Raw genomic sequence first — 21,522 nt, forward strand, 5'->3', positions numbered from 1 at the left:
ACGGGGCCGACGATCAAACAGGTTGGTGGTGGGTGAAAAAAACGATTACTTGATGACTTGTCTTCGCTCAGTTGTCGATCCTGCCGAGCAGCAGGTACTCGATCAGGGCTTTCTGCACGTGCAGGCGGTTTTCCGCCTCGTCCCAGACGACCGACTGCGGGCCGTCGATGACCTCGGCGGCGACTTCTTCGCCGCGGTGGGCCGGCAGGCAGTGCATGAACAGGGCATCGGGCGCGGCGCGCGCCATCTTGGCGGCATCCACGATGAAGCCGTCGAAGGCCTTCAGGCGCTCGGTATTTTCCTTCTCGTAGCCCATGCTGGTCCAGACGTCGGTGTTGACCAGGTGCGCGCCCGCGCAGGCATCCGATGGGTTGTCGAACAGGGTGTAGCGCGCGGTCGACACCAGCGACGGGTCGAGGTCGTAGCCGGCGGGCGTGGAAACGTTCAGGTGGAAGCCGAACACCTCGGCCGCCTGCAGCCAGGAGTACAGCATGTTGTTGGCGTCGCCGATCCAGGCCACCGTCTTGCCGGCGATCGGGCCGCGGTGCTCGTAGAAGGTATAGACGTCGGCCAGCACCTGGCAGGGGTGGTGTTCGTTGGTCAGGCCATTGATCACCGGGACGCGCGAGTTGGCCGCGAAGCGTTCGATGATCTCCTGGCCGAAGGTGCGCACCATGATGATGTCGCACATGCGCGACATCACCTGGCCGGCGTCTTCCACCGGCTCGCCGCGCCCCAGCTGGCTGTCGCGCGTGTTCAGGTAGATCGCCGCGCCGCCCAGCTGGTGCATGCCGGCCTCGAAAGAGAGGCGGGTACGGGTCGAGCTCTTCTCGAACACCATCACCAGGGTGCGGTCGACCAGAGGGTGATAGACCTCGTAGGCCTTGAACTTTTGCTTGATGACCTTGGCGCGCTCGATGACGTACTCGAATTCATCGAGCGAGAAGTCGGAGAACTGCAGGAAGTGCTTGATGGGCTTTGCGACTGGCATATCGTCTTTGCGTCTTTGCTTGAGTGTTATCCCTTGAATTATAAGGGGTTTTACCTGACGTTAGGGAAAGCGGTTTTTCGTAGGGTGGTCGGCTCTGCCGACCGCGCGTTCACATCCTGCTTGCGTCACGGCAGGGCAGCCGTTTGTCGGACGCGCGGTCGGCGAAGCCGACCACCCTACGGTTAATATAAAGTCTGGGAAGATTCGTGCAGCAGCTGCCCGTACAGCGCGTGCCGCATTTTCGCGATCTTGCCTTCCTTGACCGCGTCCAGCACCGCGCATTGCGGTTCCGCCAGGTGGCGGCAGTTGTAGTACTTGCAGCCGCCCAGGAATGGCGTGAACTCCACGAAGGCGCGCTCCAGCATGCCCTCGGTCAGGTGGTACAGGCCGAACTCCTGGAAGCCGGGCGAGTCGATGATCGCCGCGCTGTCGGGCGCACCGCCGGGCAGCCAGTACAGGCGGGTGAAGGTCGTGGTGTGCTTGCCGGTGTCGAGCGCCTCCGAGATCTCGCGCACGGCGATGTCGGCGTCCGGCACCAGCAGGTTGATCAGGGACGACTTGCCCATGCCCGACTGGCCGATGAAGATCGACGACTGCCCGGCCAGCAGCGGCATCAGGGTCTCGACCGCCTGCTCGGGTCGGGTGCGGGCCGACAGTTCGTGCACCGGATAGCCGAGCGCGGCGTACAGGCCGACGCGCTCGCGGGCGCGCGCCAGCGGTTCCTCGACGTCGACCTTGTTCAGGATGATGTGGGCCTCGATGCCGGCCGCCTCGGCCGCCACCAGCGAACGCGAGACCAGGTCGTCGGCGAAGCTCGGTTCGGTGGCCACCACGATGAACAGGCGCGAGATGTTGGCCGCCAGCAGCTTGGATTTGTACTGGTCCGAGCGGTAGAGCAGGGTAGTGCGCTCGGCGATCTTCTCGATCACCGCCTGGTCGTTCGAGGTGCGCTTGAGGTGCACGATGTCGCCCACCGCCACATTGGTCTTCTTGCCGCGCGTGACGCACTGCAGTTTTTCGCCGCCGGCGTCGGCCAGGTAGTGGCGGCCGTGCGCCGCGATGATGGTGCCCTTCAGGGTGTTGTCGACTGCGCTCATTCGGAATCCTGCGTGTACAGCGCGTCGGCCTTCGCCGCGCAGATGAAATCGTTGTCGGTCGGCGCGCCGCCGGCCGAGTGGGTGGTGTAGGCCAGTGTGCAGCGGCGGTAAGCCACCGTCATGTCCGGATGGTGGTCCTGCTGTTCGGCCATGCTGGCCACCGCATTCACGAAGGCGATGGTCGCGCGGTAGTCGGGGAAGGCATAGTCGCGCACGATGCTGGCGCCGACGGCCCGCCACGCCGGCAGCGCGCGCAGGCGGGCCTGGATGGTGGCCGGGTCGAGCGCCGCCGCGCCGTGGATGCAGTGCCGCTCGCTCGGTTTGATGGACATGCTCATGCCGCCGCCAGCAGGTGCTTCACCCGCACCGATGCCGGCGGGTGCGAGTCGTAGAAGCTCGAATACAGCGGATCCGGCGTCAGGGTCGAGGCGTTGTCCTCGTACATCTTGACCAGGGCCGACACCAGGTGGCTGCTATCGGTATGCCGGGCCGCGAAGGCGTCCGCCTCGAACTCGTGCCTGCGCGAGGTGATGGCGCTGAGCGGCGAGAGCACGAAGCTGAACACCGGCAGCACCAGCGCGAACAGGATCAGGGCCATGCCGTCGTTGGGGGCCTGCATCATCGGCAGCACGCCCAGGCCGGTGTAGAACCAGGCCTGGGTCTTCAGGTAGCCGAGCAGGGCCAGGAAGGCGAGCGACAGCCCGAATATCACCACGATGCGCTTGACGATGTGGCGCAGCTTGAAGTGGCCCAGTTCGTGCGCCAGCACGGCTTCGATCTCGTGCGGGTCGAGGCGCGACAGCAGGGTATCGAAGAACACGATGCGCTTGTTGGCGCCGAAACCCGAGAAATAGGCGTTGCCGTGCGCGCTGCGCTTGCTGCCGTCCATGACGAACAGGCCTTTCGAGGCGAAGCCGACGCGCGTCATCAGGCCTTCGATGCGCTCGCGCAGGGCAGCATCCTGCAATGGACTGAATTTGTTGAACATCGGCGCGATGACGGTCGGGTAGAGCACCATCATCAGGAGCTGGAAGCCGCTCCACACGCACCAGGCCCACAGCCACCACAGGTCGCCGCTGGTGTCCATCAGCGCCAGGATCACCCACAGCAGCGGCAGGCCGATCACGGCGCCCAGCAGCGCGCCCTTGAGCATGTCGGCCAGCCACAAGCCCGGCGTCATCTTGTTGAAGCCGAAGCGCTCTTCCAGCACGAACTGGCGATACCATTCGAGCGGCAGGTCGAGCAGGGCGGACAGGACCGCGAAGGCGGCCACCAGGGCCATCTGGTGCGTCATGCCCGGCCCGGTCACGCCCAGCAGGAACATGGACAGCGCCTGCAGGCCGCCCAGCAGGGTAAAGCCGATCAGCACCGCGCCGCCCCACAGCATCGAGACGATCCCGAGCCGGGTCTTGGCCACGGTGTAGTCGGCCGCCTTCCGGTGCGCCGCCAGCGGCACCTTCGGCGCAAACTCGGCCGGTACGGCGGCGCGGTGGCGCAGCACGTGGCCGATGTGGCGCCTGGCCAGCCAGAAGCGCACGCCGAGCGTCAGCGCGAAGAAAACGACGAACAATACGGAAAACCCGAGTGAAGACATGCTGTGCCTGTGAGAAAATGCAGGATAAGTCGCGGTGGAACCGCCAAAAACGAAGCTGTACCAATGAACCAAGAGAGAATTATGTCACAAGCTACACAAACCGAAGGCGCCGCCGCGCCCGTGCGTCCGAACGAATTCAACCTGGTCTGGGTGGACATGGAAATGACCGGCCTGGATCCGGACAACGATCGCATCATCGAGGTCGCGGTGGTCGTCACCGACGCCGACCTGAACATCATTGCCGAAGGCCCGGTGTTCGCCATCCACCAGTCCGACCAGACCCTCGACAAGATGGACAACTGGAACAAGGGCACCCACGGCCGTTCGGGCCTGATCGACCGGGTCAAGGCATCGACCGTCACCGAAGCCCAGGCCGAGCTGGAACTGATCGCCTTCCTGAAGCAGTACGTCCCGGCCAACAAGTCGCCGATGTGCGGCAACTCGATCTGCCAGGACCGCCGCTTCATGGCGCGCGGCATGCCCAAGCTGGAAGCCTTCTTCCACTACCGTAACCTGGACGTGTCGACCCTGAAGGAACTGTGCCGCCGCTGGAAGCCCGAACTCGCCTCGGGTTTCAAGAAGCACCAGAAGCACACCGCCCTGGCCGACATCGTCGAGTCGATCGAAGAGCTGCGCTACTACCGCGAGCATTTCATCAAGCTGTAATGCGGGCGCCGCCATGCGGCGGCTGTCGCACGGCTCTCTTGCCTTTCTTGCAAAAATGCACGTAGGGCAACAAAGATATGCGACAATCGGCGCATGGCCCTACTACCTTCACCCGGCAGCGATGGCGACGGCGCGATGCGTGCCCGCATCCGCCGGCACGACTGGCACCAGACGCCGCTCGGCCCACTGGCCTGCTGGCCGCCGGCGCTGCGCACCGCGGTCGAGATGATGCTGCACTCGGCCTTCCCCATGTTCCTGGCGTGGGGGCCGGACCTGACCTTCCTGTACAACGACGCCTATGTGCCGCTGCTTGGCCGCAAGCATGAGCGCGCGCTCGGCCAACGGTTCTGCGACCTGTGGGCCGAGGTCTGGAAGGACATGGTGCCCCTGATCGACCGCGCCCTGTCGGGCAAGCAGGTGTACTTCGAAGACATGCCGATGACGGTGGAACGGCGCGGCTATCCGGAGCGCGCCACCTTCACCTTCTCGCATGCGCCCTTGATCGGCGACGACGGCCAGGTGGCCGGGATCTTCTGCACCGTGATGGAAACCACGCGCCGTGTCGCCGCCGAGCGCCGCGCCGCCTTCGAGCTGACCGTGTCGGACGCGCTGCGTCCGCTGGCCTCGAGCGAGGAGGTGATCGCCACCGCCAGCGCGCTGCTGGGCGGCGAGCTGCACGCCGGGCGGGTGGTGTACGCCGAGATGGATGGTGCGACCGGGCGCTTTTCGGCGCCGCGCTGGTGGACACGCGATGGGCGCGCCGGCGCAGGGCCGGCACGGCGTCCTGGCTTCGGCCTCGACGCGTTCGGCCCCGCCGTGGGCGCCGCGCTGAGCGCCGGCGACGTGGTGCGCATCCACGACAGCGCGCGCGACGTGCGCACCATCGGCTACCGCAGCGCCTACGTGGCCGACGGGATCGGCGCGCTGCTGGTGGTGCCGCTGGTGAAGCAGGGCCGCCTGGCCGCCTGCCTGGGGATCGACTGCCCGCATGCGCGCCACTGGAGCGAGGACGACGTGCAACTCGCGCGCGACGTCGCCGAGCGCACCTGGGCCGCCGCCGAGACCGCGCGCGCCCAGGCCGAGCTGCGCGCCGAGCGCGACCGCAGCCGCCACATCTTCGACACCATCGCCGAAGGCTTCGCCGTGTTCGACGCCGACTGGATCATCCTCGAAATGAATGTCGAAGGCCTGCGCCTGTGCCGGATGACGGCCCCGGATGTGGTCGGACGCAACCACTGGGAGGTCTTCCCGCACACGGTCGACATGGAGTCCGGCCGCATGTACCGCGAAGTGATGCGCACCCGGGTCGCGTCGGCCGCGATCTATGCGTACACCTTCCCCGATGGCGAGCGGCTCTGGACCGAGGTGCGCGCCTATCCGATGCAGGACGGCAGCATCGCGGCCTTCTTCCGCGACATCACCGACCGCAAGCTGGCGGAGGAAAGGCTGATGGAGGCCGACCGCCGCAAGGACGAGTTCCTGGCCATGCTGGCGCACGAACTGCGCAACCCGCTGGCGCCGATCAGCGCCGCCGCCGAGCTGCTGCGCATCGGACCGCCGAGCGAGGCGCGGGTGCGCCAGAGCAGCAGCATCATCGGGCGCCAGGTGCGCCACATGACGCGCCTGGTGGACGACCTGCTGGACGTCTCGCGCGTCACGCGCGGCCTGATCACGCTCGAGCGCGCGCCGGTCGCCATGCGCGCCGTGGTGCAGGAAGCGGTGGAGCAGGTGCGCCCGACGATCGACGCAAGGCGCCAGCACCTGACGGTGCAGCTGCCGCCGGCCTGGGCGACGGTCGAGGGCGACAAGGCGCGCCTGGTGCAGATCGTCGCCAACGTGCTGGGCAACGCCACCAAGTACACCCCTGAAGCCTGCGCGATCGACCTGCGCGCCGACCTGCGGACCACGGGCGAAAACAGCGTCCTGGTGGTCAGCGTGCGCGACCAGGGCATCGGCATGGAGCGCGAGCTGACCAGGCGGGTGTTCGACCTGTTCGCCCAGGCCGAGCGCTCGTCCGACCGCTCGCAGGGCGGCCTGGGCCTGGGCCTGGCGCTGGTGCGCAACCTGGTCGAACTGCATGGCGGGACGGTCGGCTGTTCCAGCCCGGGGCAGGGCAAGGGCAGCACCTTCGTGATCACCCTGCCGCTGGTGGCGCGCGCCGCATCGGCCGCGCTGCCGGAGAGCGCGGCGCCCGCGGCGAAGGCCGGGGCGCCGAAGCTGCTCAAGGTGCTGGTGGTGGACGACAACGTCGATGCGGCCGAGACCCTCGGCCTGCTGCTGGCGGCGCAGGGCCACGAGGTGGTGGTCGAGCACGAGCCCATGCGCGCGCTCGAGCGGGCGCGCAGCAGCGCGCCCCATGTCTGCCTGCTCGACATCGGCCTGCCCGGGATGGATGGCCGCGAGCTGGCGCGGCGCCTGCGTGCCCAGCCGGAAACCGCCGATGCGGTGCTGATCGCCGTCACCGGTTACGGTCAGCGGCAGGATCGCGAGCAGGCCTTCGCGGCCGGCTTCCAGCACCACCTGGTCAAGCCGGTCGACTTCGATACGCTGGCACGCCTGCTGGACGAGGCCAATGCGGGCGCGCGCAGCGGGCCGGCGCGCTGACTCAAGGCCCGGCAGGCTTGTCGACCGGCCCGCGCGCGCCGCGGCCGCCGCGCCTGCGCACCACCGTCAGCTGCCCGTCCGGCTCGAGCATGGCTTGTCTGACTTCGGAAATATCCTCGATCTCGTGCTCGCGCAGCATCTCCGCCAGTTCCTCGTCCGAGATCAGTTCGCGTTTCAGGTTTTTCTGCTGCTTGATGCCATCCTTGACGATGCAGAGCGGCCGGGGCAAGGCGAATTTTCGAAAGAACGCGTAGCGGTAACCGAGAAAATTGAAGGTGTAGCTCCAGCCGATGATCGTGGCGATCAGCAGGAAGCCATCCGAGATCGATTCGTAGCCGCCCGCCATGGCGTTCTGGGACGCGTCCGCGATGATCACAAGCACCAGCAGGTCGGAAATGCCCAGCGCGCCCATGTCGCGCCGGACCACGAACCGGAACAGGCAAAAGAGGAAGAAGTAGGTCAGGCTGCCGCGTATGAACAGTTCCGCAGGCGCTACGGTAAAGGCGAACAATGCATGCCAGTCGACGTCGAACATGGAGGCTCCTGCCTGGTGGGGGGGCGCGGCAGGCAGCCGGCCGCGCCGGACGGGTTCAGCGCATCTGGGTGTAGTTCAGCGGGATGTAGCGGTAGCCCTGGCCTTGCCTGGCCAGGTAGCCCATTCCCGGGAACTGCAGGTGGGCGCCGCCGATCAGGTAGCCGCCCTTGGCCGCGGCGTCGAATTCCTTCCTGCGCGTGGCGGCGGCGGCTTTCTGGTCGCTGTCGAACGCGATGGTCAGCGCCGGATTGTCCATCTGGACCGCGGCGACGTGGACCAGGTCGCCGATGACCAGCAGCTTCCGGCCGCCGCTCTCGACCAGGTAGCTGGTGTGGCCCGGCGTGTGGCCGCCGCTCGGGTTGGCGCGGATGCCGGGCGCCAGTTCGGCGCTGCCTTCGAAAGGCTTGAAGCGGCCGGCCTTCACGTAGGGATCCAGCGCCTTCCGGGCGGACTGGAAGCCGCCCTTGTCCTTGTCCTCGGCCTTGTCCATGTTTTCCTGGCTCAGCCAGTAGTCCGACTCCACCTTGTTGGCGCGCACCACCGCGTTGCCGAAGACGGCGGCCGAATCCTGGACCAGGCCACCGGCGTGGTCGCCGTGGAAATGGGTCAGGTAGATCTCGTCGACCTGGTCCGGCGCGTAGCCGGCCGCCCGCATGTTCGCCACCAGCTTGCCCAGGGTCGGGCCGAAGAAGGCGCCGGCGCCGGCGTCGATCAGAATCAGCTTGCTGCCGGTGTTGATCAGGTAGGCATTGTCCGAAGTCTCGAGCGGGGACTTCAGGTGGGCCTTGGCCAGGGTGGCCCGGGTCTTCTTGGGGTCCTGGGCCAGCAACTGGTCGACCGGCAGGTCGACGGTGCCGTCGGACAGCGGAGTGACCTCGAACTGGCCCAGCATCATGCGCGACCAGCCCGGCGCCGGGGTCTTGGCCATCGGGGCGGCGGCCCAGGCAGGGGATGCGGCGCCCAGGGCCAGCAGCGCGGCGGCCAGGGTGGACAGGGTTCGTTGCTGGAGTGTTTTCATCGCGCGTCCTCGTTGTCGGGTTGTTGCGGCAGGCTCGCCGCAGTGCGTTGCATATCGTACATGATTGCCCCAATGGATGCTCGCCGCCCGCGTGGGGTGACGCGCTTGCGCAAGCTGTGGTGTAATGGCGGGTTCTATTGTTGCAAACGATATCCATGTTCTCGATCCTGCCCCAGATCCTGTCGCGTCTGCGAGACCTGCGCCCTGCCGGTCCGACCTCGATCGCGCGCCAGGCGCCGGCCGCCTTCGGCGCACTGGCCGCGCTGCTCGCCACCGCCCTGGTCAGCCGCGCCGCGCTCGGCGCCGCGGCCGTGCACGCGCTGCCTGTCCTGATCGCCCCGATGGCCGCTTCGGCCGTGCTGCTGTTCTGCCTGCCGGCCGCGCCGCTGGCCCAGCCCTGGCCCGTCATCGGCGGCAATATCGTCTCGGCGCTGGTGGGCGTGGCCTGCGCCCAGGTGGCCGACCCGCTGCTGGCGGCGCCGCTGGCGGGCGGCCTGGCGATCGCCGCGATGGCTTCCTTGCGCTGCCTGCATCCGCCCGGCGGAGCGGTGGCGATGACCGCCGTGCTGGGCGGGGCGGCGGTGCACGGCGCCGGTTTCTGGTTCGTGCTGGCGCCGGTGGGGCTGAATTCCTTGCTGATGGTGCTCGCGGCGATCGCCTGGAACAGGCTGTCGGGGCACCGCTACCCGCATGTGCAGCCGGCCGCGCGGCCGCCCGAGGAAAAGGCCGGCTTTGCCCGCGAAGACCTGGACGCGGCGCTGGAACACTATGGCGAGACGCTCGACGTCAGCCGCGACGACCTGGCGTCGATTCTTGCGGATACGGAGGAGCGCGCGGCCGCGCGCAGGGCGCGCCTGACGGGTTGCGGCGCGCTGGCGCATCCGGTGCCGGCCGTGCTCGGGCCCGAAATGCCGCTGTCGGCGGCGCGCGCGCTGCTGCTGCGCCACGGGGTGCCGGCGCTGCCGGTGGTGGATGCCGAGGGCCGCGTCCTGGGCGTGCTCAGCATGGCGGCCCTGGTCGCGGCGGGCGGCAACGCCAGCCGCCCGCTGCCGGCCCGCGCCCGGCGCGCGACGGCGCTGCTGTTCGGGCGCGACACGGTGCCGACCGTGGCCGGGCTGGTGGACGACGATGTCGTCGCGGTCAAGCGCGAGGCGCCGGTGTCGACGCTGCTGGCGCGCTTTCGCGACGGGGCGCAGCAGGTGTTCGTACTGGATGGGGAGGGGCGGCTGCTTGGGATGGTGCTGCCGGGGGACTTGCTGGCGGGGCTGGATGGGGAGAGGCTGGAAGCGGCTGCGTGAGCCGGGCGGCTGTTTTGAAGCTGCTTGAACGCGTGGGCAGGAAACCTGCCCACCCTACGCGCATCGCCTTTGTAGGGTGGGCGGCCGTGCCGATGCCGAAACAGTCGGATCAGTCGGCGTCCGCCCCGCAGCACTTCTTGTACTTCTTGCCGCTGCCGCAAGGGCAGTCGTCGTTGCGGCCGACCTTCGGCTCGTCGCGCACCAGGGTCTCGACCGCGCCCTTGCGGCGCGGCAGCCAGAAGCGGTAGATGGCCGGGATGTTGGCTTCGATCTGCAGCGCCAGCCCGTGCGCCTTGCGCGGGTCTTCGACTTCCTGCAGTTCGGATTCGTCGATCTCGTCGGCGCCGAGCAGGTAGATCGGGCGCATCAGCTCGGCCACTTCGGAATCCCACACCGGTTCCCAGGAGCCCGGGCGCAGTTCCATGCCTTCCCAGAAGCCCCAGCACCAGGCTTCGGCGTCGATCAGGGCTTCGCCACCCACCTCATGCTCGCAGAACAGCGGCTCGAATTCCTTCGGCGCCGCTTCGAAGGTGATCAGGACTTCGTTCATGAAGCGCATGATCAGGTTCAGGATACGCTGCTCTTCCTTCGGGTTCTTCCACGCCGGCGCCTGCTTGCCGTCCTCGCCCCAGACGCGCGGCAGCCATTCGGCCGGCATGATGGTCTCCGGGCCGATCGCGATCGCGGTCAGGTAGCCGTGCAGGGTGTCCATCGTCATCGCATCCTCGGGGGAGCGGTCGGACAGCAGGAACTGGTCGAGTTCGTCGAATTCTTTGTCGCTGAGGGGTTCGTCGAGATGCATGGGGTGCTCAATTACGTTGGAAGGCCGCCAGTGTAACGCCTGCGGGGGCGAACCGCATAGGAATCATGTTCGGCGCGTACAATGCGCGGATGGAGAATTCGTCGATTGAAACAAGCGGCCCAAGCCACCCCTTCGCGCGGCTCGACCCGCAGGCGGTGCTGGAGGCTGTCGAGAGCGTCGGCCTGTATGGCGACGGCCGCCTGCTGGCGCTGAACAGCTACGAGAACCGGGTCTACCAGGTCGGCCTGGAAGAGGGCGCGCCGGTGATCGTCAAGTTCTACCGCCCCGCGCGCTGGAGCGATGCCGCGATCCTCGAGGAACACGCGTTCGTGGCCGAGCTGGCCGAGCGCGAAATCCCGGTGGTGCCCGCCACCGTCATCGACGGCCGCAGCCTGCACAGCTTTGCCGGCTACCGCTTCGCGGTATTCCCGCGCCGCGGCGGGCGCGCCCCGGAACTGGGCGATTCCGCCACGCTGGAATGGATCGGGCGCTTCATCGGCCGCATCCATGCGGTCGGCGCTGTCCGGCCCTACACCGAGCGGCCCGCGCTCGACCCGCGGACCTTCGGGCGCGATCCCTTCGATTACCTGCGCAGCCATGGCTTCATCCCGCCGGAATTGATGGCCGCCTGGGCCAGCGTGGTCGAGCAGGCGCTGGACGGCGTGGCGCGCTGCTACGAACGGGCCGGCGCGCTGCCCCTGCTGCGCCTGCACGGCGATTGCCACGGCGGCAACGTCCTGTGGACGCCCGACGGCCCGCACTTCGTCGACTTCGACGACAGCCGCATGGGGCCGGCGGTGCAGGACCTGTGGATGCTGCTCTCGGGCGAGCGCCAGGAGATGGTAGGGCAGATGGCCGACGTGCTGGCCGGCTACGAGGACTTCTGCGAGTTCCACCCGCGCCAGCTGTACCTGGTCGAGGCCCTGCGCACCCTGCGCCTGATCCACTATTCGAGCTGGCTGGCGATGCGCTGGGACGACCCGGCCTTTCCGGCGGCATTTCCCTGGTTTAACACCCAGCGCTATTGGCAGGACCGCATCCTGGAGCTGCGCGAGCAGGTGGCGCTGATGGACGAGCCGCCGCTGTGGCCCGTATGAACGAATTGGCAGGCTTTCGCCGCTCAGTTCCGCGTGACGCGCCGGCACGCTTTGCCGGATAATCGGCTGGACGCAGCCTGCCCTCGAGAACAGCATGGAACCCATCAAGCCCCAGCCCGACCAGTACGACGATAGCGATTTCACGATCGACCTTTCCCATGCGGGAAGCGTGGTGCCGCCGGGCGCCGAGCCGCCGGCGCCGCCGGCGGCGGAGCGGGGGCCGATGGACATGCGCGACATCCAGGAAGCCATCGCCCGGGTCGAGGCCGAGGCCAAGGCCAACGTGGCCGCCGAGAGCCGCGCCCACGCCGAGGCGCGCGCCCGCTCGCTGGCCGAGGAGCGCGCCGCCATGGACGCCGCCGCGACCGACGCGGCGCTGGCCAGTGCCCGGGCGTCCGAAGAAGCGATCGCCGCCAACCGCGACCGCCTGGAATCGCTGCGCGCCGCGGCGCAGGCCTCGAGCGAGCGCCTGGCGGCGATCCGCCACGAGACCACCGAGCTGCGCGCCCGCGTGCAGCACGAGACCGAAAACCGCATGGCGCTCGAATCGCGCGCCCGGGCCGAGGAAGAGGCGCGGCGCCGCGCCGCCGCCCAGGTCGAGGCCCAGGCCGAGATGGCGGCCCAGGCGGCCAAGGCCGCCGAGGACCTGGCGGTGCAGACCGAGCAGGCGCGCCTGCAGGCGGCCGAACGCATGGCGGCGGTCGAGGCCGCCAGGGAAGAAGTGCTGCACAACGCCAGCGCCGATGCGCGCGTGGCGATCCTGGCGCGCGAGCGCGAGCGCGCCGAGCGCGCCGCCCGCCAGACCGCCGAGCTGCTGGCCCAGGCCGAGGCCGAGGCCCTCGAACTGACCCAGCAGCGCGAGCGCGCCGACCAGGTGGCGCTGGCGTCGAGCTTCGCCCGCGCCGCGGCCGAGGCGCGGGCGCTGGAAGAAGCGCGCGCGCTGGCCCACATCGAGCACGAACGCGAGGCGATCGCGCTGGCCCAGGCCGAATCCGAACGCGTCGCGGCCCAGTCGCTGCGCCTGCGCCTGCAGACCGAGAAAGAGCTGCGCGACGCCGCCACCCACCGCGAGCGGCTCGAACAGATGGCCGCCGCCGGCGCCGAGGCCAGGCGCGAGGCCGAGACCCGCATCCTGGCCGCGACCGAGGCCCGCATCGAAGCCGACCGCAAGCTGCGCGAGGTGGCCGGGGAGCGCGCACGCGCCGAGGAGGAAGCGAGCCGCCAGGTGCAGTTGCGGCTGGACGCCGAGGCCGTGTGCGCCGCGCAGGCGCGCGAGCGCGCGGCCGCCGACGAGGCGGCGGCCCAGGCGGCGCTGCGCGAGGCCGAGGAGCAGGCGCGCGAGCGCGCGCTGGCGCAGGAGCGCGCGGCCCTGGCGGGGCAGGCGGCCGAGGCCAGGGCCCGCGAAAACGCCTTCGAAGAGACGGCGATGGCGGCGCAGCGCGAGCAGGCCGAGGTGCAGCGGCAGGCCACCGAGGCCGCGCGCCTGCGCGCCGAGCAGGCCGGGCAGCTGGTCGAGGCCGAGCGCGAGCGGCTGGCGAGCGAGCAGGAGGCATTGGCGCGCGAGCACGAACGCCTGCAGGCCGAGCGCGAACTGCGCCAGGCGGCCGAGGCGCGCGCCGGGGCGGCCGAAGCGGCGGCGGCGCAGTTGCGCGAACAGGCGCAGGCCGAACGGCGCGCCGCAAGCGCCCAGCAGGCGGCCCTGGACGCGCAGCGCGAGCAGGCGCGCGCGGCCATCGAGGAAGCGGAACATGCCGAGGCGGCCGCGGCGGCCCAGCAGGCCCAGGCAGGCCGCGCCGCCGAACTGGCGCAGGTGCAGGCCGAGCGTGCCGAGGCCGAACGGCGCCGGCAGGAAGCGCTCGAGGCGTCGATCGGGCACGAGCGTGCGGCCAGCGAGGCGGCGCGCGAATCGCTGGCCCTGGTCGAGCGCAAGCTGGTCGCCCAGCGCCAGCAGGCGGCGGCGGATGCGCGCGCCAGCGAGGCGGCCGCCGCACGGCTGGCGTCGGAGCAGGCGGCGGCCCAGGCCGCCCAGGCGCGCGCCGCGGCCGAGGAAGAACAGGCAAGGCTGGCGCGCGAGCGCGAAAGCGCCGAGCAGGACGCGCTGCAGGCGGCGCGCGAGAAGCGCGAGGCCCAGCGCGCGCTACTGGAGCACGCCCAGCGCCACGCCGAGATGCAGCGCAAGGCGGCCGAGGCCACGCAGCGCATGGCCGGCGCGCGCAAGGAACTGGCGGACCTGGAGGCGCAGCGTCACGAGGATGGCGCCGCCGAGCTGGCCGGGCTCCATGGCGCCATCGGCGAACGCAAGGCGGAAGCCGAGCACCGGGTGACGTCGGTGAACATCACACGCGAAGTGTTGGGGCGCTTCAAGAGCGCCCCGCCGGCGTCGGCTTCGCAGGCGGCGACGCGGCTGGCGGATGTGATCCTCAACCAGCGCAAGACAGGGGAGTGATACCGCGGGAGTGATGCCGGGGAAGTGATACCGTGGGACTGATGCAGTGCGGTTCCGGTGATATGCCAGGCAAATCACCGGGTCGCACTAATATGTACGGCGTATTACAACGCCGGAGCGTCGCTCGGCGCGACCGGATTCACCGGCCCGGTGCCGGCCTTGGTCGCGAAATACCCGGTCTCGCCGAAGCACGAGGTCGGAATTCCCACATGCTGCTCGTAGGTGATCTGCACCCGCTGCCCCATCGCGTTCTGCAATTGCCGCACCACGGCCTCGTCGCGCACCGTGAAGGCGAAGCGCTCGGGAATCGCGCCCGGCATGCTCGACAGCAGGATCTCGCCTTCCCAGGTCTTGCACAGCCAGCCCTTCTTCGAGAACTTCTGCAGGTAGCCGGCCCGTTCGCCTTCGGAATACGACCAGCTCAGGGTGAACCAGGTGTACAGCGCGAACAGCACCAGGATGGCGGCAATGGCGGACAGGAGGATGGCGGTGGCGCGTTTCGGCATGGTCTCGAATGGGTTCGGTTGTCAGGATGGCAGGATTACAGCCGCGCCCATTCTGCCACGGCTGGACAAATTAGCAAAATGCCGCGTTCGGCCCCGCGTCCGGCCTGGGCTGCGCGAGCCGGGCTGGTGCGCGGGCCTCAGGCATGCGCCATGCGCCGCCGGTAGCGTACCGAGGACCACAGCGACACCAGGATGAAGGTCAGCCCCGACAGCCCCGTGAACCATTCGGGAATGTGGTAGTGGACGCTGGCGAACATGATCAGGGCCAGGATGCCGATCGCGTAGTGCGCGCCGTGTTCCAGGAACACGAATTCGTCCAGGGTGCCCTTGTAAACCAGGAACACGGTCATCGAGCGCACGAACATGGCGCCGATAGCCAGGCCCAGCATGATGATGACGACGTCGTTGGTGATGGCGAAGGCGCCGATCACGCCGTCGAAGCTGAACGAGGCATCCAGCACTTCCAGGTAGAGGAAGCCGCCGATGCTGCCCTGGGCGATCATCTTGCCCACCGTCGGGTCTTGTTCCTCTTTCTCGAGCAGGCCGCTGAGCCACTGTACGCCGATATAGATCAGCACCCCGGTGACGCCGGCGATCAGGACCGGCAGCTTGCGCGCCGGGTCCATCAGGACCATGGCGCCGAACACGGCCGACAGGGTGAGCAGGACGGCCAGGCCCTCGGTGCCGTACTTGCCGACCTTTTCCTCGATCCAGCCGAGCCAGTGCAGTTCTTTTTCCTCGTCAAACAGAAAATTCAGGAAGACCAGCATCAGGAAGGCGCCGCCGAAGGCCGCGACCTCGGCGTGCTTTTCGGTGAGATGGCGCGAATACTCGCTCGGGTTGTCGATCGCCATGTGCCAGACGTCCAGCAGGCCGAGCCCCGTGGCCGCCGACACGATGACCAGCGGGAACAGCAGGCGCATGCCGAACACGGCCACCAGGATGCCGACCGTCAGGAACAGCTTGCGCCAGAATTCGTTCCAGCCGCGCAAGACCGAGGCGTTGACCACCGCGTTGTCGAAAGAAAGCGACACTTCCAGAACGCCGAGCACGGCCGTGATCCAGAGCGCCCGCAGCAGGCCCGCCATGCCATGGTGCGCGTAGCCCCACCAGCCCGCCAGCGCCATCAGGATGACCGTTACCACGATCGACAACCGGAAATGCCGCATACCTCCTCCTTGCCTGTCTCGTTTAGTTGGGAGAATATTACCGTCCCGGGTAGTGCGGCGGCGCTACGGATGTCCTTGATTCTTCCTCCGATGGGTATCAGCGAAGGCTTGCATCTGAGATAATTCTGCGCGTCATTAAAGCTTGGCATCAACTCACCTGGATTTGGACATGGATCTCGCATACCTCGTAACACCCGTACTCACCTGGATGGTGGTCGGCCCGATCAAGTTCTTGATCACCAGCGCGCGCCAGCGCCGCTGGGCCTTCAACCTGGTGGGCAACGGCGGCTTCCCCAGCAATCACAGCTCGGTCGTCACCAGCATGGCCACCCTGATCGCGCTGCGCGAGGGGATCGGCCACCCGGCCTTCGGGGTCGCGCTGACCCTGGCCTTCATCGTGATGATCGACGCCAACAGCCTGCGCCAGCACGTGGGCCGCCAGGCGGCGGCGATCAACCGGCTGGCGTGCGAGACCGTGGGCCACATCGTCCTGCGCGAACGCATGGGCCACACCCTGGTGGAGATCGGCGGCGGCATCCTGACCGGCATCGGGATGGGCTTCCTGATCAATGCCGTGTTTGCCGCGTAAGACAGGACCCGTGCCGGCCTGCGGACGGTCCGGACGTCCGCCTGTCCGCCGCCGGTGCGAAACATGCTGCGTTTCAGTTCGCCTGGAATGCAGCTCATCGCGAAATATCGCATTTCATCCCTCGATTTCCGCAGTATGCAGAGTCGTCGCTTGCGGTTGGCAGGGCACTACTTGATACTGCGCGCTGGCTGTCTATATCCGTATTTTTACAAGAATAACCACTGAGTCCATTCTCTGGAGAATCACAATGCTGCGCAAATCACTACTCGTCCTTGCCATCGCCTCGGCGCTCGTCGCCTGCAGCAAGGAGTCCAAGGAAGCCGCCAAGCCGGGCGAGCAAACCGCCGCCCAGGCCGACGCCAAGGACAAGCGTCCGACGCAGCTGCAGGTCGCTCCGGAAGACGTGCTGACCGTCCAGAGCGACACCCTGAGCAGTGGACCCGTGGTGACCGGCTCGATCCAGCCCGAGCGCAAGGCCGACCTGCGCGCCGAAGTCTCGTCCGTGGTGCTGCAGGTGCTGAAAGAGAACGGCGAGCGGGTCAAGCGCGGCGACGTGCTGGTGCGCCTCGATGAAACCGCGATCCGCGAGACCGTCATGTCGGCCGAGGCGGGCGTGCGCGCCGCCAGCCAGGCGCTGGACCAGGCCAACCGCCAGCTCGAGCGCATGAAGACCCTGCGCGCCTCGGGCATGACCTCGGCCGTCGGCCTGGACGAGGCCGAAGTGCGCCGCAACAGCGCCCAGAGCGAGCTGTCGGCCGCCAGGAGCCGCGCCGCCACGGCGCGCCAGCAACTGTCGCGCACCGTGGTGCGGGCCCCGTTCGACGGCATCGTCTCCGAACGCAAGGTATCAAGCGGCGACACCGCCACCATCGGCAAGGAACTGGTCAAGGTGATCGACCCGGACAGCATGCGCTTCCAGGGCCGCGTCTCGGCCGATTCGATCGCCACCGTGCAAGTCGGCCAGAAGGTCAATTTCCGTGTCAACGGCTACGGCGAGCAGCAGTTTGCCGGCATCATCAAGCGCATCGACCCGTCCGCCAACGCCGTCACCCGCCAGGTCGAGGTGGTGATCGAATTCGCCGACAAGGCCCAGCCGAAAGTGGCCGGCCTGTACGCCGAAGGCCGCGTCGACGCCCAGAGCACCGACGCCCTGATGCTGCCGGAAGCGGCGGTCGTGAAGTCGGGCGACAAGGCCTATACCTGGCGCATCAAGGACAAGACCCTGAACAAGGTCGACCTGGTGGTCGGCGCGCGCGACCCGCGCACCGGCAACCTCGAAGTCAAGCGCGGCCTGGCCGCCGGCGACATCGTGCTGCGCGCCCCGACCTCGAACCTGAAGGACGGCCAGAAGGTCGAGATGCCGAATGCACGGATCGCCAGTGCGGCCAGCGCGGCGCCGGTCCAGGGCACCCAGGGCAAATAAGGAAAACAATCCATGTTCCTCTCTAATTTCAGTGTCAAGAAGCCGGTCGCGACGATCGTGCTGATCGTCGCGATGATGGCCATGGGCTTGCTGGCCCTGTCCAAGCTGAAGGTCAACCAGAACCCGGACGTCGAAGTGCCGATCATCGTGGTCGACATCCCGTACCCTGGCGCCTCGCCCGAGACCGCCGAGCGCGAGATCACCAACCGCATCGAGAAGCAGATGCTGGCGATCCAGGGCGTTACCGAAGTCAATTCCAACTCCTACGAAGGCGGCGCCTCGATCTGGATGGAATTCGACTTCGACCGCAACCTCATCGAAGCCTCGGACGACGTCCGCAACGCCATCGCTTCGGTGCGCTACAAGCTGCCGGTCGAGATGCGCGAACCGATCCTGCGCCGCATCGATCCGGCGTCCGAGCCGGTGATGTCGCTGGCGCTGTCTTCGAGCAGCCAGAGCCATGCGGAAATCTCGCGCTTCGCCGAAGACGAGCTGGCCGACCGCTTCCGCGCCATCGACGGCGTCTCGACCGTGAACGTGAACGGCGCCCTGCGCCGCGAGCTGTCGGTGCTCTTGCGTGCCGAGAAGCTGCGCGAGTACAACGTGTCGGTGTCCGACGTGACCGCGGCCCTGCGCACCCAGAACACCAATGCGCCGGTGGGCAAGCTGCGCAGCGAACTGGACGAGAAGGGCATCCGCCTGGTCGGCCGCATCGAGCGTCCGGAAGATTTCTCGCAGGTGGTGGTCAAGCGTAACGGCGACCAGATCGTGCGCCTGAACCAGGTGGCCGAGGTCAAGGATGGCTACGCCGACATCAACAGCCTGTCGATGCGCAGCGGCAAACCGAACGTGGGTATCCAGGTGTCGCGTTCGCGCGACGCCTCGACCGTGTCGCTGGCCAAGAAAGTCCATGCGGTGGTCGCGGAAGTCAGCAAGGAACTGCCGCCAGGCACCAAGCTGGAAGTCGTGCGCGACGGCGGCGAAGACGCCCAGGCCAGCCTGAACAACGTGATCGAAGCCCTGGTGCTGGGCGCGATCCTGACCATCTTCGTGGTGTACGCCTTCCTGAACTCCTGGCGTTCGACCCTGATTACCGCGCTGTCGCTGCCGACCTCGGTGCTGGCCGCCTTCATCGCGGTCTGGCTGTGCGGCTTCACCCTGAACTTCATGACCCTGCTCGGCCTGTCGCTCGCGATCGGCGTGCTGATCGACGACGCGATCGTGGTGCGGGAAAACATCGTGCGCCACATGGAGCTCGGCTCCGACCGCCGTACCGCGGCCCTCGAAGGCACTGCCGAGATCGGCATGGCCGTGGCCGCCACCACCTTCTCGATCATGGCCGTGTTCATTCCGGTGGCCTTCATGCCGGGCATGGCCGGACAATGGTTCGGTCCGTTCGCGCTGACCGTGACCTGCTCGGTGATCGTGTCGCTGTTCATTTCCTTCACCCTCGACCCGATGCTGTCTGCCTACTGGGGCGACCCGCCGGGCCACCACCATGCACCGAAGAAGGGCCTGGGCGCGGTACTGGACAGGTTCAACCGCTGGTTCGACCACCAGGCCGACCGCTACGGCAACGTGATCGCCTGGGCGCTGCACCACCGCAAGTGGATGGCCGCGATCGCCGTGGCGACCCTGGTGGCCGCGATCGGCCTGCACGCCAAGTTCGGCGGTTCCAGCTTCCTGCCGAAGTCGGACCAGGGCACCCTCATGGTCGAGATCCGCGTGCCGGCATCGTCGAGCCTGGAATATGCGCGCCGCAAGGTCGAAGCGGCAGCCGAGCTGGCCCGTTCGATCCCGGAAGTGAAAGACACCAACAGCAATGCCAACACCGGCGGCGGCCGTATCTACGTCGACATCGGCAAGCGCAGCGAGCGCAAGCGTAGCGGCAGCGACATCGCGGTCGAACTGCGCGACAAGATCAGCCGCCTGGTCGGCGCGGAATACACCGTGATCGACGACCTGAACGGCGGCGGCAAGCCGGTCCAGATCCAGTTCACCGGCTCCGACTCGCGCAAGCTGATGGACCTGACCACCGCCTACATGGAGAAACTGCGGCAGGTGCCGGGCGCCGTCGACGTCTCGCTGTCGGAACAGGATCCGAAGAACGAGCTGCAGATCGTGCTCGACCGTGGCCTGGCCAATGCCATGGGCATCTCGATCAACGACGCCGCCCAGTCTCTGCGCGTGGCCTTCGCCGGCATCGAAGTGGGCGACTGGGTCGACCCGAGCAGCGAGACCCGCGACGTCGCCGTGCGCCTGCATCCGGACGACCGCGTCAATACCGGCAGCATCGAACGCCTGCCGATCGCGGTGCAAGGCACCGGCATGATGGTGCCGCTCGAGCAGATCGCTACCATCACGATGGGCAAGGGCCCGGCCGCCATCCGCCACCGCGACGGCGAGCGCATGATCACCGTCTCGGCCAATGCCCAGGGCCGTTCGCCGGGCGAAGTGACCGCCGACGCCATGAAGCTGGCCAAGAGCTTCGACTTCCCACCGGGCTACGGCCTGAAGCTGGGCGGCGCCGGCCAGGACCAGCAGGAAGTGTTCAGCGCCATGGGCATCGCCCTGCTGTCGGGCATCGGCCTGATGTACCTGATCCTGGTGATGCAGTTCGGCTCCTTCACCGCACCCCTGGGCGTGATGCTGTCGCTGCCGCTGTCCCTGATCGGCGTGGTCCTGGCCCTGCTGTTGACGGGCAATACCCTTAACCTGATGAGCCTGATCGGCGTCATCATGCTGATGGGCCTGGTGGCGAAGAACGCGATCCTGCTGCTGGACGCCGCCCGCGCCCTGGAGAAAGAAGGCATGGACCGCGAGGACGCCCTGATGGCGGCCGGCCGCAAGCGTCTGCGTCCGATCCTGATGACGACCTTTGCGCTGATCGCGGGCATGTTCCCGGTGGCGCTGGCCCTGGGCGACGCCGGCCAGTTCTACCAGCCGCTGGCCATCGCGATCATCGGCGGTGTCATCACCTCGACCTTCCTGACCCTGCTGGTGGTGCCGAGCTTCTACGACAGCATCGAGATCGCCCGCGACCGCATGTTCGCGAAGTTCAATCGCCGCGCAGACCGCTTCAACCCGGCGCTGGCCTTCCTGATGACCTTCGTCGAAGCCATCCTGACCTTGACCTTCGTACGTCTGGTCTACCGCAGCATCATGCGCCTCGGCCGCTTCCTGAGCGGCCGCGGTCGCGCCAGGCCGCAACCGGTGTAAGCCGATCGCTCAGGCACGAGGCCATCGCCTGCAGCAAGAGCCAGCCTTCGGGCTGGCTTTTTTTCATGGTGCGCCCAGCATGGGCGCACTCCTGCGGGTGAAAGTCCTGCCGCGAGCTGACCACAGTGAGCGAAGTGAAGCGCAACTGCATGAGGGTAACCGAGTGTGGGAAGGAAGCGTGGATCGTAAATCATGAGCCGAGGAACACGAATCGCATAGAAGGCGTTGCCGATCAGGGCGAGCGGGCCATGAACCGCAAAGCTCTTGTGGTCAAGGAGAGGTGGCGTAGATGCGGCGGTTGTGTGATGAAGGAGTGCGGCCCTTACCTGGGGACGCCCCGCCTTGTGCCTGAAAGGGCGACGAAAAAAAAATCGGAGCGGGGTCTCAGCAGAGGTCATAGTAGTTGGAGGTAGCGCTGGGAAGGCTCGACTCCGCCGACGAAGGACCGAACGAGTAGGAGTGAATCCG

General features: G+C 67.8%; 17 protein-coding genes. 8 read left to right on the forward strand and 9 right to left on the reverse strand.

Annotated features, from left to right (window positions below; all coding sequences use genetic code 11):
• Nucleotides 1-67: 67 nt before the first annotated feature.
• The 4 genes from argF to IM543_08700 form a co-directional block, all read right to left on the reverse strand.
• The gene (argF, locus tag IM543_08685; GenBank protein QOY95893.1) at nucleotides 68-991 is read right to left on the reverse strand and encodes an ornithine carbamoyltransferase; all 924 of its coding nucleotides are present in this window, start codon (nucleotides 989-991) and stop codon (nucleotides 68-70) included.
• Between the two features lie 182 nt (nucleotides 992-1,173).
• Nucleotides 1,174-2,088, reverse strand: coding sequence for a ribosome small subunit-dependent GTPase A (rsgA, locus tag IM543_08690; GenBank protein ID QOY95894.1), 915 nt, complete (start codon nucleotides 2,086-2,088; stop codon nucleotides 1,174-1,176).
• Nucleotides 2,085-2,420, reverse strand: a complete 336-nt coding sequence (locus tag IM543_08695) for a 4a-hydroxytetrahydrobiopterin dehydratase (protein ID QOY96586.1) — start codon at nucleotides 2,418-2,420, stop codon at nucleotides 2,085-2,087. Before IM543_08695 ends, rsgA begins: the two co-directional genes overlap by 4 nt.
• 2 nt (nucleotides 2,421-2,422) lie before the next feature.
• A complete protein-coding gene (locus IM543_08700; GenBank protein QOY95895.1) occupies nucleotides 2,423-3,682 on the reverse strand; it encodes a M48 family metallopeptidase in 1,260 nt (419 codons plus the stop codon).
• 81 nt (nucleotides 3,683-3,763) lie between these two features.
• Here IM543_08700 and orn point away from each other — a divergent pair, with 81 nt between their 5' ends.
• Both orn and IM543_08710 read left to right on the forward strand, forming a co-directional pair.
• On the forward strand, nucleotides 3,764-4,348 hold the full coding sequence (gene orn, locus IM543_08705) for an oligoribonuclease (protein ID QOY95896.1): 585 nt from the start codon (nucleotides 3,764-3,766) through the stop codon (nucleotides 4,346-4,348).
• Between the two features lie 135 nt (nucleotides 4,349-4,483).
• Complete coding sequence (locus IM543_08710) at nucleotides 4,484-6,952, forward strand: PAS domain-containing protein (protein ID QOY96587.1); 2,469 nt, start codon at nucleotides 4,484-4,486, stop codon at nucleotides 6,950-6,952.
• Between the two features lies 1 nt (nucleotide 6,953).
• On the opposite strand, the gene IM543_08715 is transcribed toward IM543_08710, so the two are convergent.
• Together IM543_08715 and IM543_08720 are read right to left on the reverse strand one after the other, a co-directional pair.
• Complete coding sequence (locus IM543_08715; GenBank protein ID QOY95897.1) at nucleotides 6,954-7,487, reverse strand: DUF421 domain-containing protein; 534 nt, start codon at nucleotides 7,485-7,487, stop codon at nucleotides 6,954-6,956.
• Between the two features lie 55 nt (nucleotides 7,488-7,542).
• Nucleotides 7,543-8,505 (reverse strand): MBL fold metallo-hydrolase, encoded by a 963-nt coding sequence (locus tag IM543_08720; protein QOY95898.1) that lies wholly within the window; start codon nucleotides 8,503-8,505, stop codon nucleotides 7,543-7,545.
• A gap of 155 nt (nucleotides 8,506-8,660) precedes the next feature.
• Between IM543_08720 and IM543_08725 the strand changes: the two genes are divergently transcribed.
• Nucleotides 8,661-9,803 carry an HPP family protein gene (locus IM543_08725; protein ID QOY95899.1) on the forward strand — a complete coding sequence of 381 codons (1,143 nt, stop codon included), beginning with the start codon at nucleotides 8,661-8,663 and terminating at the stop codon, nucleotides 9,801-9,803.
• Nucleotides 9,804-9,912: 109 nt separating this feature from the next.
• Here the strand turns inward: IM543_08725 and IM543_08730 are convergent, their stop codons facing one another.
• Complete coding sequence (locus IM543_08730; protein ID QOY95900.1) at nucleotides 9,913-10,605, reverse strand: UPF0149 family protein; 693 nt, start codon at nucleotides 10,603-10,605, stop codon at nucleotides 9,913-9,915.
• Nucleotides 10,606-10,694: 89 nt separating this feature from the next.
• On the opposite strand from IM543_08730, the gene IM543_08735 reads away from it, so the two are divergent.
• Entirely contained in the window at nucleotides 10,695-11,702 is a 1,008-nt protein-coding gene (locus IM543_08735) for a serine/threonine protein kinase (GenBank protein ID QOY96588.1), read from the forward strand.
• A 94-nt stretch (nucleotides 11,703-11,796) separates the two neighbouring features.
• On the forward strand, nucleotides 11,797-14,148 hold the full coding sequence (locus IM543_08740) for a hypothetical protein (GenBank protein QOY95901.1): 2,352 nt from the start codon (nucleotides 11,797-11,799) through the stop codon (nucleotides 14,146-14,148).
• 104 nt (nucleotides 14,149-14,252) lie between these two features.
• On the opposite strand, the gene IM543_08745 is transcribed toward IM543_08740, so the two are convergent.
• Nucleotides 14,253-14,654 carry a hypothetical protein gene (locus tag IM543_08745; protein QOY95902.1) on the reverse strand — a complete coding sequence of 134 codons (402 nt, stop codon included), beginning with the start codon at nucleotides 14,652-14,654 and terminating at the stop codon, nucleotides 14,253-14,255.
• A 137-nt stretch (nucleotides 14,655-14,791) separates the two neighbouring features.
• A complete protein-coding gene (locus IM543_08750; protein QOY95903.1) occupies nucleotides 14,792-15,823 on the reverse strand; it encodes a DUF475 domain-containing protein in 1,032 nt (343 codons plus the stop codon).
• Nucleotides 15,824-15,992: 169 nt separating this feature from the next.
• Between IM543_08750 and IM543_08755 the strand changes: the two genes are divergently transcribed.
• The 3 genes from IM543_08755 to IM543_08765 all read left to right on the forward strand — a co-directional run bounded on the left by IM543_08755 (nucleotide 15,993) and on the right by IM543_08765 (nucleotide 21,054).
• Nucleotides 15,993-16,412 carry a divergent PAP2 family protein gene (locus IM543_08755; protein QOY95904.1) on the forward strand — a complete coding sequence of 140 codons (420 nt, stop codon included), beginning with the start codon at nucleotides 15,993-15,995 and terminating at the stop codon, nucleotides 16,410-16,412.
• Between the two features lie 247 nt (nucleotides 16,413-16,659).
• Nucleotides 16,660-17,835, forward strand: a complete 1,176-nt coding sequence (locus IM543_08760) for an efflux RND transporter periplasmic adaptor subunit (GenBank protein QOY95905.1) — start codon at nucleotides 16,660-16,662, stop codon at nucleotides 17,833-17,835.
• Nucleotides 17,836-17,847: 12 nt separating this feature from the next.
• Complete coding sequence (locus tag IM543_08765; GenBank protein ID QOY95906.1) at nucleotides 17,848-21,054, forward strand: efflux RND transporter permease subunit; 3,207 nt, start codon at nucleotides 17,848-17,850, stop codon at nucleotides 21,052-21,054.
• Nucleotides 21,055-21,522: the final 468 nt, after the last annotated feature.

Origin of the sequence: Massilia sp. UMI-21, assembly GCA_015277795.1 — a bacterium.
In the GTDB taxonomy this organism is placed as follows: Bacteria; Pseudomonadota; Gammaproteobacteria; order Burkholderiales; family Burkholderiaceae_D; genus Telluria.

Bases quoted from the DNA above. Each gene is read 5' to 3' on its own strand.
- IM543_08725 (QOY95899.1), top strand. From the start codon at position 8,661: ATGTTCTCGATCCTGCCCCAGATCCTGTCGCGTCTGCGAGACCTGCGC.
- IM543_08745 (QOY95902.1), bottom strand. From the start codon at position 14,654: ATGCCGAAACGCGCCACCGCCATCCTCCTGTCCGCCATTGCCGCCATC.
- orn (QOY95896.1), top strand. From the start codon at position 3,764: ATGTCACAAGCTACACAAACCGAAGGCGCCGCCGCGCCCGTGCGTCCG.
- IM543_08755 (QOY95904.1), top strand. From the start codon at position 15,993: ATGGATCTCGCATACCTCGTAACACCCGTACTCACCTGGATGGTGGTC.
- IM543_08740 (QOY95901.1), top strand. From the start codon at position 11,797: ATGGAACCCATCAAGCCCCAGCCCGACCAGTACGACGATAGCGATTTC.
- IM543_08715 (QOY95897.1), bottom strand. From the start codon at position 7,487: ATGTTCGACGTCGACTGGCATGCATTGTTCGCCTTTACCGTAGCGCCT.
- rsgA (QOY95894.1), bottom strand. From the start codon at position 2,088: ATGAGCGCAGTCGACAACACCCTGAAGGGCACCATCATCGCGGCGCAC.
- IM543_08735 (QOY96588.1), top strand. From the start codon at position 10,695: ATGGAGAATTCGTCGATTGAAACAAGCGGCCCAAGCCACCCCTTCGCG.
- IM543_08695 (QOY96586.1), bottom strand. From the start codon at position 2,420: ATGTCCATCAAACCGAGCGAGCGGCACTGCATCCACGGCGCGGCGGCG.
- IM543_08710 (QOY96587.1), top strand. From the start codon at position 4,484: ATGCGTGCCCGCATCCGCCGGCACGACTGGCACCAGACGCCGCTCGGC.
- IM543_08760 (QOY95905.1), top strand. From the start codon at position 16,660: ATGCTGCGCAAATCACTACTCGTCCTTGCCATCGCCTCGGCGCTCGTC.
- IM543_08720 (QOY95898.1), bottom strand. From the start codon at position 8,505: ATGAAAACACTCCAGCAACGAACCCTGTCCACCCTGGCCGCCGCGCTG.
- IM543_08765 (QOY95906.1), top strand. From the start codon at position 17,848: ATGTTCCTCTCTAATTTCAGTGTCAAGAAGCCGGTCGCGACGATCGTG.
- IM543_08750 (QOY95903.1), bottom strand. From the start codon at position 15,823: ATGCGGCATTTCCGGTTGTCGATCGTGGTAACGGTCATCCTGATGGCG.
- argF (QOY95893.1), bottom strand. From the start codon at position 991: ATGCCAGTCGCAAAGCCCATCAAGCACTTCCTGCAGTTCTCCGACTTC.
- IM543_08730 (QOY95900.1), bottom strand. From the start codon at position 10,605: ATGCATCTCGACGAACCCCTCAGCGACAAAGAATTCGACGAACTCGAC.
- IM543_08700 (QOY95895.1), bottom strand. From the start codon at position 3,682: ATGTCTTCACTCGGGTTTTCCGTATTGTTCGTCGTTTTCTTCGCGCTG.